Origin of the sequence: Collinsella sp. SGI.180, assembly GCF_050313455.1 — a bacterium.
Lineage (GTDB): Bacteria > Actinomycetota > Coriobacteriia > Coriobacteriales > Coriobacteriaceae > Collinsella.
Map to the genome: position 1 here is coordinate 65,998 of NZ_JBNPLL010000002.1, position 11,662 is coordinate 77,659.

Below are 11,662 nucleotides of genomic sequence, written 5' to 3' on the forward strand. Positions count from 1 at the left end.
GTTAGTTTCCTTCCTTCGCGGGCTTGAAGTCATAGACGGGCTTCAACTTACACTTTTTAACATCGGAAAAATCGAGGGTGACAGACTCGCCGTCCTCGAGCTCGAGGGTTACGTTGGTCTCGGTCGCGGCGGCAATCTTGCCGGAGTACTTGCGACGGCCCTCGGTGGCGGTGGAGGAAAGCTCGCAGTCCTCGCCCACAAAGCGGGCAAAGTCACGCGGACGGCGCAGCGGGCGCGCCATACCCGCGCTCGACACCTCGAGCGTATAGCTCGAAGAGATGGGGTCGAGCTCCTCAATCACGTCGCCGACCCACTTGGTGTTGGCCGTGACGTCGTTGAGCGACAGGCTCTGACCCTCGGCACCCTCGATACGCACACGCACGCAGGGGGCCTTGGTGGCACCCACGAGCTCAACGTCGACAATATCGACATCGTGCTGGGGGGCGACGGCCTCGAGCGCGTCGATGATCGCCTGCTCGATCTTGGTCTTGACCATTGCGGCACCTCCATCCATACAAAAAAGAAGCGGGGCCGAAACCCCACTTCTTTCAATTACAACTTCATTTGCAAGCAAACTATACCAATACCTGCGAAAACGTGCAACCATAGCACAAACCCGCAGGTCAGCGTGAGCACAGGTTCTCCACAAGAAATGGATAATTGGGTGTAGTCGCAAGTATCCATATCCAAAAAGAGGGACGAACCAGCCGGATCGTCCCTCGTCTATTGTGCATCAACTATATGCGCAAGGTTTACTTAACCACCAGGTTGACCAGCTTGCCGGGCACGCAGATGGCCTTGACGACCGTCTTGCCCTCGAGCCACTTGGCAACAGCGGCCTCGGCGGCAGCCTGCATCTCCTCGTTGGAGGCATCGCGGGCCACATCGATGCGGCCGCGGACCTTACCGAGCACCTGGACCACGATCTGCACCGTGTCCTCGATGGACTCGGCCAGGTCAAACTCGGGCCAGGCGGCGGTGTAGGCGTTGCCCTCGCAGCCGAGTGCCTCGTGCCACAGCTCATCGGCCCAGAACGGGCAGATGGGGGCAAGGACGCTCACGATGTCCTTGGCCACGCCGTAGCACAGTGCCTTGTCGCGCGATGCGCCCTCGGTGGCGTTGAGGTAGGCGCTCGCCGCGTTGACGAGCTCCATGACGGCCGAGATCGCGGTGTTAAACTGGCCGCGATCGAAGTCCTCGGTGCACTTGGCGATGGTGCGGTGACGCTCGCGATAGAGCTTCATCGCGGTCTCGTCGAGCACGGACTTGTCGAAGGCAACGTTGGCATCACCCGACTGGACAAGCTGCCACACGATACGCCAGGCGCGCTTGATAAAGCGGTTGGCACCCTCGACGGCCTTGGGATCCCAGTCAAAGTCCTTCTCGGGCGGGGCGATAAACAGGATCGCCAGACGCATGGTGTCGGCGCCGTAGGGCTCGATAACCGAGCTCGGAGGCACGACGTTGCCCTTGGACTTGGACATGGTGTCGCCGTTCTCGTCCTTGACCATGCCCTGGCACAGCAGGTTGGTAAAGGGCTCGTCCACGCTGAGCAGACCCAGGTCGCGCAGCGCCTTGGTAAAGAAGCGGCTGTAGAGCAGGTGCAAAATGGCGTGCTCGATGCCGCCGATGTAGTTATCGACGGGCATCCAACGGTCTGCCGCCTCGCGGGAGAAGGGCAGCTCGGTGTTGTGCGGGTCGGTATAGCGCAGGTAATACCAGCTGGAACAGGTGAAGGTGTCCATGGTATCGGTCTCGCGCTTGGCCGGGCGGCCGCAGACCGGGCAGGTGGTCTCGTAGAAGTCCTTGCACTCGGCGAGGGTCTCACCGGCGCCCAGGTCCAGGTTCTCGGGCAGCGTCACCGGCAGCTGGTCCTCGGGCACGGGCACAATGCCGCAGTGCTCGCAATGGATGGCCGGGATGGGGTTGCCCCAATAGCGCTGACGGCTGATGAGCCAGTCGCGCAGGCGGAACTCGACCTTGCGACGACCGCAGCCCATGGCCTCGAGGTCGGCCACGATGGCAGCCTCGCCCTCGGAGTGCTTACCGCCGCGCATGCCGGTGTACTTGCCGGACTGAACGAGCGTGCCCTCGGCAGCGTGGGCGCAATCCCAGTCGACGGTCTCGGCATGGAAGGTATCGATGGTCTCGCCACTGGCCTCGACGGCAGCGCGGTCGTCATCGTCCAGGATGATCGGGACGATCGGGAGATCGTACTTGCGGGCAAACTCAAAGTCGCGCTGGTCGCCGCAGGGAACGGCCATGACGGCGCCGGTGCCGTAATCGGCAACGACATAGTCGGCAACCCACACGGGAACCTTCTCGCCGTTGACGGGGTTAACCACGTAGCGCCCCGTAAAGGCACCGTGCTTCTCGAGGGTGCCCTGGGCACGCTCGACGGCAGAGATATGCTTGGAGTCCTCGACGATCTTGGTCACGGCCTCCTCGTACTCCGTGCCCTCGACGAGCTCGTGCAGACGAGCGTACTCGGGAGCCAGGACAAAGAAGGAGACGCCAAAGAGCGTGTCGGCACGCGTGGTGAAGACGGTGATCTTGCCCTCGTCGCCCTCGATGGGATCGCCGTTGGCATCACACAGGGTAAAGTCGACCTCGGCGCCCTCGGAGCGGCCGATCCAGTTGGCCTGCATCTGCTTAACGCGCTCGGGCCAGCCGGGGAGCTTCTCCAGATCGTCGAGCAGCTCCTGGGAGTACTCGGTAATCTTGTAGTACCACTGCTCAAGGTCGCGCTTCTCGGGCTCGGTGCCGCAGCGCCAGCACTTGCCCTCGGTAACCTGCTCGTTGGCCAGAACGGTCTTGCAGTTGGGGCACCAGTTGACCGGGTTCTTCTTGCGGTAGACCAGGCCCTTTTCCCACATCTTCTCAAAGATCCACTGACCCCAGCGGTAGTAGTCGGGGCTGCAGGTCTTGACCATGCGATCCAGATCGTAGGAGAAGCCCATGCGCTTCATCGTGGCGAGCGCCTGGTCCATGTTCTTATACGTCCAGGCGGCAGCCTGCGTGTTGTGCTTGATGGCGGCGTTCTCGGCGGGCAGGCCAAAGGCATCGAAGCCAATGGGATGCAGCACGTCAAAGCCGCGCATACGGGCCTGACGGGCCATGGCATCGCCGATGGTATAGTTGCGCGCGTGGCCCATGTGCAGGTCGCCCGAAGGATACGGGAACATCTCGAGCACGTACTTCTTGGGCTTGCTGGCGTCGGTGTCGACGGCAAAGAGGTTGGAGTCCTCCCAGGCCTTCATCCACTTGGACTCAATGGCCTGCGCGTCGTAGGCAGGGATCTCGTCCTTATGATCTGTGCAATCGCACATATCAGCTCCTTTAATCTTAGCTGGGGTCGGTCGGCTTGGCTTTATTCGCTACTGCGGACAGTCCTGCGCAAGACGAAGAGCACATTAAGTGCTCTTCTTTGCGTGCGGAACTTGTAGCGAACAAAGCCAAGCCGACCGACCCTAAGGTTAACTTGACTGATGATAGCAAATACGACAAGCGAGATGCCTGCGACTTGCAGGCATCTCGCTTTATCTTAATAACGTGGTTGTGAATCAACCGCTAATTGTTACCTGCCCAAGCATGGTCGGGTTTTCCAAGTGCCGCAGATTGCCGTGAAAGAGGAGCGACGCGTACTTTGGTACGCGAGCGACGGTTTGAACGGCAAGGTGCGGTGCTTGGGAAAGCCGCTTAGCGGTAGCTGACGCTTTGCTGCGAATCCTTGACGACTACGTCGTGGGCGCCGCCTTCGACGATCGAGGTCGAGCTCACCAGGGTCAGGCGTGCCTTTTCCTGGAGCTCGGGGATCGAGAGGGCACCGCAGTTGCACATCGTGGACTTGATCTTGTAGAGCGTGCCGCCCACGCCGTCCTTAAGGGAGCCGGCGTAGGGAACGTAGGAGTCGACGCCCTCGACGAAGCTGAGTTTCGCGGCGCCGCCCAGGTCGTAGCGCTGCCAGTTGCGGGCACGCGCAGAACCCTCGCCCCAGTACTCCTTCATGTACTGACCGTTGACGTTGACGCGCTCGGTCGGGCTCTCGTCAAAGCGGGCGAAGTAGCGACCCAGCATCATAAAGTCGGCACCCATGGCAAGGGCGAGCGTCATGTGGTAGTCGTAGACGATACCGCCGTCGGAGCATACGGGCACGTAGACGCCGGTCTCCTCGTAGTACTCGTCGCGAGCGCGGCAGACGTCGATCAGCGCGGTGGCCTGGCCACGGCCGATACCCTTGGTCTCGCGGGTAATGCAGATGGAACCGCCGCCGATACCCACCTTGATGAAGTCGGCACCGCAGTCGGCCAGGAAGCGGAAGCCCTCGGCGTCAACGACGTTGCCGGCACCGACCTTAACATCCTCGCCGTAGTTGGCGCGGATCCACTCGATGGTGCGCTTCTGCCACTCGCTGAAGCCCTCGGAAGAGTCGATGCACAGGACATCGGCGCCGGCCTCGATGAGCAGCGGCACGCGCTCGGCATAGTCGCGGGTGTTAATGCCGGCGCCGACCATGTAGCGCTTATCGCCGTCGAGCAGCTCGTTGGGGTTGGTCTTGTGGCTGTCGTAGTCCTTGCGGAAGACGATGCCCATAAGGTGATCGTTGTCGTCGACGATGGGCAGGGCGTTGAGCTTGTTGTCCCAGATGACGTCGTTGGCAACCTTGAGGCTGATGTTCTTGTCGCCCACGATGAGCTGCTCACGCGGGGTCATGAACTCGGAGACCTTCTTTTGGTGGTCATCGCGGCTGGGGCGATAGTCACGGCTGGTGACGATACCCAGGAGTTTGCCCTTGGGAGTGCCGTCGTCGGTGACCGGCATGGTGGAGTGACCGGTCTTCTCCTTGAGCTCGATGACCTGCTCCATGGTCATATCGGGGGTCAGCGTGGAATCGGACTGGACAAAGCCGGCCTTGTGATCCTTGACGGCCTTGACCATGGCGGCCTCGGACTCGGGGGTCTGGGAACCGTAAATGAAGGACAGGCCACCCTCGGTAGCGAGCGCGACACCCATGTCGACGCCCGAGACGGACTGCATGATGGCGGAAACCATGGGGATGTTCAGGGTGATTGCCGGCTTCTCGCCGCGCTTAAAGCGGGTTAGCGGCGTCTTAAGAGAGACGTTGTTGGGGATGCACTGCGAGGACGAATAACCAGGGACCAGCAGATACTCCGAAAACGTGTGGGACTCACCGGGAAAGAACGTAGCCATGTTTCTCCTTTTTCCATGCGACCGGTCGGCTGCAGGCCTCGTAGGACCCAGCCCAACCTTGGGCGCCCAATACTGGGCAAGTATCTTAACGCACTTTGACTGCTACAATGCATGATTTAAGAAGAGCACACGAGGGCTTAACGCAGGCTTTGCGTTTGCCCAGCAAATACTTTAGCGGAGAGACGTGGAGCGCATGGAGTACAAGACGACGGCAAAACTGGTCATTCAGTCGTGCGACAAAGATCTGCCGGGCGTGTTCGGCCACGGCTGCGTCTTGCTGCTGCAGGGTATCGCCCGCGAACACTCGATCAACCGCGCCGCCAAGAGCATGGGCATGGCCTATTCCAAGGCATGGCGCATTGTAAACGAGGCCGAGGGGCAGCTGGGGTGCAAGCTCATCGAGCGCGACGGCGCCCGCGGGAGCTCGCTCACCCCCGCCGGCGAGCGAGCCATAGCGGCCTACGAGGAGCTGCAGGCCGACATAAACCAGGTCATAGCCGCAAGGGCCAACGACCTGATCGACACCATCAAAGAGTAGCTAATTTGGGACGGGGCTTTTTTAGCTACCCATCCAGAGCATTCTTAACTCATAGCCAAAAACTGACATTGGGTAGCTAAAAAAGCCCCGTCCCAAATTAGCTACTGCCGGAGGGCGTTATCGAGGGCGGCGGCTACCGTCAGGGGATCGTCGGTGCCGGCGAAGAGGCGGATGGTGTCCCCCTGCTTGCCACGTGGGGCCGAAAGACGCGTCGTTGCGCCGCCGGCGAACGATGTGCGAAACTCCCCCGGCAAAGCGTCGAACAACTCTCCCGCGCTACGCTCGATAAGGTCAAACTCAACTGCCGGGCCAAAGCCATGCTCGAGGATTCCCGTTGCAACCGCATGGTCAGGATGCGAGCTCAGCCCGGGATAGCGCACGTTGCGCACCATCTCGTTCGCGGCCAGATACTCGGCCAGCGCACGGGCGCGGTCGAAATGCGCCTGCATGCGAGCGTTAAGCGAGGAAAGCCCGCGCTCCAGCACGTCGGCCTCCTCAGCATAAAGATCGAGCGCCGACGCACCGTAGCCCACAAACAACGCATGCGCGCACTCAGCCGCGGCGTCCACACGATGGCGCTTGAGCTGCGATCGCGCCACCGAAGCGGCAACGAGCTTACGCGGGGCCTTACCGGCACACACGCGGTCGAGTGCCTCGAGCGACAGCACGGCGCCCAAGCTCAGCGGATTGCAGCCAAAGACGTCAGCCACGGTGTTGTCAACAACCAGCAGCGCATGGGCCTCACGCGCGGCGCGGCCTAACGCGCGCAAATCGGGCACACGCAAACCGAACGCGCCAATGGAGTTGGCGAACCACCACAGGTGCGGCCCCTCGGCATCAAGCGAAGCATCAAAGCCCTCGGACGCAGCAGCAAACGCCTCGGCGGACGGCGAGCCCACCAGCACGACATCGCAGCCCTCAAAGCCGCAAGCAAACGCTTCGGCAAAGTCATCCGCAAAGGCCACCAGGCGATCGCCGGGGCGCACAATCCCCAGAAGCGAAAGCGCCGCCGGCACATGCGAGGCTGCAACCAGTCGCACCTCGCGCGCGCCAGCCCTTGCAGCCCAGGCCTCTTCTAGCTGTTGTGCGTCCACGTGACACCGTCCCTTCAAAACAAAAGCCCACGATGCGGATGTTTCCCCAATCTACTCGCTAGGGTTCTAGCCGTGGTATTCGCCGTTGTATTGGATGAGCGTTAGGTCCTCCACGCCATCGAGGGCACGGATGGCGTCGGCATAGGGCATATCCACACCGTCAGAGAACACCTCGACGGCCATCTCCACCTTGTCGCCGCGCATAGTCTTGGACTTAACGGTGAACTTGGTGCGCCCAAACGCGCGCACGATATCGTCGCCAGCGGTCTGGCCCGTGTAGTGAATGACCATCATGTACACGCGCGACTTGTCCTGGCGGCTCGCAAAGCCGGCGATCATCAGCACGATCACTGCTGCCGTGAGCCCCACGAGTGCATACATGCCGGCTCCCGCCGTAATGCCCGTGGTAATGGACCAAAACAGATACAGCAGGTCGAGCGGGTCCTTGACCGCCGTACGGTAGCGGACGATGGACAGAGCACCGACCATACCGAGCGAGATGACCACGTTTGTCGAGATCGCGAGCGTGACCATGCAGGTGAGCACGCACATGCCCACGAGCGTCACGGCAAAGCTACGCGAATACACCACGCCGGTAAAATAGCGCTTGTACACGTAATAGATCAGGATGCCCATGGCGAGCGCCACGAGCAGCGACAGACCGATCTTGGCAGGGTCGACCTGACCAAACGCCTCCAAGACGGAGTTCTTAAAAAAGTCCCTGGTGCTCATGGTCTAAATATCCCCTCGGTTCTCAAAATCCGATTCCCAGTAGTCAAAACCGCGCAGGTAGGCGGTCTTTTCGTAACACAGGCAGTACTTGGAGACCGCCGTAAGCTCGGCCGCGCCCGGCGGCACCATATCGCGCACCAGCTGCGGACAAAACTCGGTAAACTTGACCTCCATCACCAGCTTGCCCGGCTCCAGCACGGGCAGCGCGGGCAGGGTCGCGTCAAAGATGTCAAAGCTACCCACCGCGGCACGCACGTTCATGTCAAACGTAATGCGCACGGTGCCCTCATCCATCACCCACGGCTCGCGCTCGTAGTCCACGATGGTCCGCGGGCGCATCATGTTGCAGATACACTCGATGTAGAACTCGCGGCAGAGTTGGTGCGGGCTCCTCAGCAAAAAGCCGTAGTCGCCAGCCAGAATCTGCTCAAACTCGCCGCGCGTGAGCGGCGCGTCCTCCTTGTAGATCCAGCTGCCGTACTTCTTTTTGCGCTCGAGCTTAATCACCCTGCCGCTGCCGTTATAGATGCGCACGCGATACTTTTTGCGCATGAGAATACCGGCGTCTTTTTCCTCGTAGGCCGAGTTGCAGTAGTCGTCAAAGTACAGGCTGCGAATGGTGTAGCCACCCGAGCGCGCATGCTTGTCCAGTTTAAAAACCGGCGCCATGCGACAGGCAAGCGCGGAGTGCTCGCCCTCGTTAATGAGATATTTGAGCTCGTGGCGATAACGCTCCTGCGTGGCACGCGCAGGCGGGGCCGCCAGGCGCTCAAGCAACGCGCTAGCCCTCCTCATACGTGTCCTCCACGACCTTACCGCCGTCTTGCACGTAAAAGCACTTCATGCCGTACTGCTTGCCATCGTCGGTCACATAGTAGTCAAACGCATCTTGCGTATAGCCGTCGGAGTTGGTGGCACGCACGCGTACAAAGTACTGGCCGGTATCGGGCGCATCGCACGTTACCTCGGGCAGCAGCACGTCCTCGGCCTTAAAAAGCACGTCATTGATGGCGTAGTCGCGCGCAAGCTCGACGGTATAGCGAATATCGCGCGCCTCAAAGTCGTACGCAGCATCCCAGTTCACACGCAACTTGCCGTTATCGATCTGCGGCACGCCAATGTAGAACGGCATGGGCTTCTTATAGCTCTCGCGGAAGCTCTGGTAGTTCTCCTCGATTTCGGACGGAATCGCCGCGGCGATCTGCTCGTATTCGTCCTTGGTCACGGGCAGATGCTCCAGGTCGGGCGCAGCAAAGACGAGCGGCTCCGTGACCTCGCGATAATGCTCGATCATCTTGCTCAGGCGCTCCTCAGTCAAATACGAGCGCAAGTCCTTGACGGCACGGTCGAGTTCGCTGCGGAACGACTTGCTGCGCAACGCGCGGTTAAACAGCACGTTGCCCCAGTAGTTGCTCACGCCGCGCTCCCAGCTCGCATAATCCGAGAACCCCGTCAGGCTCAACTCGAGCTTGCGCAGCATGCCGTCGTTATCCCAATCCAGGATGTACCAAACCTTGGAGTTAAGCGGGCTGTACAGATAGCAGTTACGGTTCTGCGTGTCGCAGTTGCCCGTCAGAATCTGAAACGCCAGCCAATAGACCAGGTTCTCGGTATCAAAGTAGGTGTCGAGCACGTCATCGATCTTTTGCGATTCGTCGTTGAGCGCATCGAGCATCTCGATGAGCTTGGTGTGGTCCGAGTCGCCCTTAATCTCGAGCATGCCCTCAAACGCCGCCTGGTTATAGTCGGGGTCATCGGTGAGCTTAATGGTGTCCTCAAAGCGATGGAAATCGAAGCTGTTCACCTTATACAGATGCCCGCTCTTATCCAGACCGTGGGCCTTGAGCGCCGTCTTGTTGAGCTGCTCGACCTGCGTAAACAGACCGTAGTCTTCAAAGGTGTCGTTGGATTTTTCGGTCTGGTCGCACACCCATAAGTGCACAAACTGCGTGCGCAGGCCCATCATCTGGGGAATGCCACGGATCAAATCGTAGGCCATCTTGTTACGAAAGCGCATGCCCTCGCCCATATGCTTGTTGAGCGCAATCGCGCGCTGCTGACGCCACGTGCCCTTGCCCTTTTTGAGCTCCACCTTGTAGTTCTTTTGCGTATAGGTACTCGACGTCTGACCGCGCACTTGCACGGTGGCGTTGGGGGCCTCCTCGCCATAGCCCACCTCGCCAGCAACGGGGCCCTTATCATCGCCTGGCTGCAGCAGGCCCATAACCTGATAGCGTGTCACGCCCATGTCGGCATAGTCGTACACCGAGTACGTATTAATCTCGGCCCAGCTATGATCGGTGTTCTCGGAGCTGTTGCCGCGCGAGACCGTCAGGTACATGGTCACAATGCCCGAGTCGTCGTAGACCTCGTACAGTTCGTCCTTATCGCGCAGGTGCTTGGCCTCTCCCGAGGTCTCGGCCTTGTTAATCTTGCCCTGCTTCTTGGCCTTTTTTGTCGAGGATTCGTCCTGCGCAGAGCAGCCCGAAAGCAGCAGTGTGCCGGCAGCCGCCTCAATCAAGCGGCGACGCGATATCATCCTATCGGTCATCAGGACCTCCCCAATGGTTGCGATACACACGGACCACCGTGCGTTCAAACGCGCCATGTGGCTCGCCCTTATGGCGGGCTTCCTCATAGCGCCGCTCGGCACGGTCGAGCAAGCGGCCCAGCTGTGTAAAGCGACCCGTCTTGTCGGTCGCCACCATGGGCTGCTGGCTCAGAATACGATACGGCAAGTTGGCAGTATAGGTGTCGAGTCGCAGCAGCGCCACGATAAAAAACACCGCCGCACCCAACAAAAAGCCAAAGCCGTAAAACTGCTGCGGCAAGAGCAGCGACACGGCAGTCGCCAGCCCCGCCACACCGGCAAACAGGCCCGAGGCCAGCACGGCCCCCTTGTAGTCGGTAAAGTACAGCAAGACGAGCATCACCGTATTGCCCACGGCATACAGGCCATAGCCCACGCATAGCGTGCGAAAATACCCGTGCATAAGACTGTTAAAGCCCAGCGGCAGGGCCGAGAGCACCGTGGTCTCGAGCGAAATGACCGCCGCCGTCACAAACAGCTGCTTGAGCGCGCAAAAGCGCAGTTCGCTGTTGAGCGTGGAGAGCATCTCCTCCTCGGCCACCACGATGTCGCCCACCACGCCGCCGTCGTTGAACAGGCTGTAGTAGTCGCGGTAGCGCGGATAAAAGTTGACCTCGACCGAGACCACAAAGTTGACGGTCGTCACCAGGATCGTCAAAAACGCGATGAGCGCCGGAACATCGTGGTAGGGCGCGCCATAAAACAAGCCCTTGACCTGCACGCCAATGGGGCCGGCCCAAATAATTACCAGGTGCGCAAAGAGCCCCAGGTTGGTAAACAGGCCCGTGAGCGCCAGCGGCATAAACCGATCGAGCCAGCGCAAAAAGAGCCAGGGGCTGCGGTCACTCTGCGGAAAATACCGGTACAGCAGCACCACGTCCCAGGCGAGCATGACGCCGTAGCCCAGGGCGATTGACGCCAGTAGGCCCTCGACCGGCGGCAGCCCCAGCGCCAGCGCGGCCAGGGCGCACAGGCACGCCACGCCAATGGCAGCCACAAAGCTGCACAGAATGCCACGGTAGTCCTTAATAGCGGTGAGGTAGTTCATGCCGTTCCAGTTGACGATCATAATGTTGAACAGCCACAGGCACAGCAGCCCCTGAAGCAGCGTGGCGCCCGAAAACAGCAAAAAGACGCCGTAGAGCGCCGCGCCCGTAACCAGCATGATGGCGTTGGAACCCCAAAACGAGGGCAGAATCTCATCCTCGCGCTCCGCAAACAGCATGTCCGCCAAAAAGCGCGTGACCGGCATGGAGAAAAAGCTCGTGAGCGTAAGCGACGCTAGCAGCGTATAGGTCACCATGCACACCAGCAAATCCTGGTTGGCGCGGCCCACACCCCACAAACCGCACAGCACCAAGATACCCACCTGGAGCAGCACGCCCAGCAGCATGGGGCCCGTGCACACAATGCCGGCGTAGCCGTAGGCGCGCATCGTGGCAAACAGACCCTTGCGTCTAAACAGGCGCTTGAGCTCAAAACCGATTCCGGCCACCG

9 protein-coding genes are annotated in these 11,662 nt (G+C 60.4%); 1 reads left to right on the top strand and 8 read right to left on the bottom strand.

Annotation, left to right across the window (positions count from 1 at the left end):
• Position 1 precedes the first annotated feature (1 nt).
• From rimP to ACQRAP_RS01150, 3 genes are all read right to left on the bottom strand, one after another.
• Positions 2–496: a ribosome maturation factor RimP gene (rimP, locus tag ACQRAP_RS01140; RefSeq protein ID WP_427794683.1), complete on the bottom strand. Its 495-nt coding sequence runs from the start codon at positions 494–496 to the stop codon at positions 2–4.
• Positions 497–752: 256 nt separating this feature from the next.
• Complete coding sequence (gene leuS / locus ACQRAP_RS01145) at positions 753–3,329, bottom strand: leucine--tRNA ligase (protein WP_427747319.1); 2,577 nt, start codon at positions 3,327–3,329, stop codon at positions 753–755.
• Positions 3,330–3,699: 370 nt separating this feature from the next.
• Entirely contained in the window at positions 3,700–5,211 is a 1,512-nt protein-coding gene (locus ACQRAP_RS01150) for an IMP dehydrogenase (RefSeq protein ID WP_427794684.1), read from the bottom strand.
• Between the two features lie 193 nt (positions 5,212–5,404).
• Between ACQRAP_RS01150 and ACQRAP_RS01155 the strand changes: the two genes are divergently transcribed.
• On the top strand, positions 5,405–5,749 hold the full coding sequence (locus ACQRAP_RS01155; RefSeq protein WP_427794685.1) for a winged helix-turn-helix domain-containing protein: 345 nt from the start codon (positions 5,405–5,407) through the stop codon (positions 5,747–5,749).
• Between the two features lie 101 nt (positions 5,750–5,850).
• On the opposite strand, the gene ACQRAP_RS01160 is transcribed toward ACQRAP_RS01155, so the two are convergent.
• The 5 genes from ACQRAP_RS01160 to pelG form a co-directional block, all read right to left on the bottom strand.
• On the bottom strand, positions 5,851–6,843 hold the full coding sequence (locus tag ACQRAP_RS01160) for a PLP-dependent transferase (protein ID WP_427794686.1): 993 nt from the start codon (positions 6,841–6,843) through the stop codon (positions 5,851–5,853).
• 66 nt (positions 6,844–6,909) lie between these two features.
• Positions 6,910–7,575, bottom strand: a complete 666-nt coding sequence (locus ACQRAP_RS01165) for a DUF4956 domain-containing protein (protein WP_427794687.1) — start codon at positions 7,573–7,575, stop codon at positions 6,910–6,912.
• A 3-nt stretch (positions 7,576–7,578) separates the two neighbouring features.
• Positions 7,579–8,370 carry a polyphosphate polymerase domain-containing protein gene (locus ACQRAP_RS01170; RefSeq protein ID WP_427794688.1) on the bottom strand — a complete coding sequence of 264 codons (792 nt, stop codon included), beginning with the start codon at positions 8,368–8,370 and terminating at the stop codon, positions 7,579–7,581.
• The gene (locus ACQRAP_RS01175; protein ID WP_427794689.1) at positions 8,357–10,126 is read right to left on the bottom strand and encodes a CotH kinase family protein; all 1,770 of its coding nucleotides are present in this window, start codon (positions 10,124–10,126) and stop codon (positions 8,357–8,359) included. Before ACQRAP_RS01175 ends, ACQRAP_RS01170 begins: the two co-directional genes overlap by 14 nt.
• Positions 10,116–11,660: an exopolysaccharide Pel transporter PelG gene (gene pelG, locus ACQRAP_RS01180; protein WP_427794690.1), complete on the bottom strand. Its 1,545-nt coding sequence runs from the start codon at positions 11,658–11,660 to the stop codon at positions 10,116–10,118. The genes ACQRAP_RS01175 and pelG overlap by 11 nt, the downstream gene beginning before the upstream one ends.
• Between the last annotated feature and the right edge of the window lie 2 nt (positions 11,661–11,662).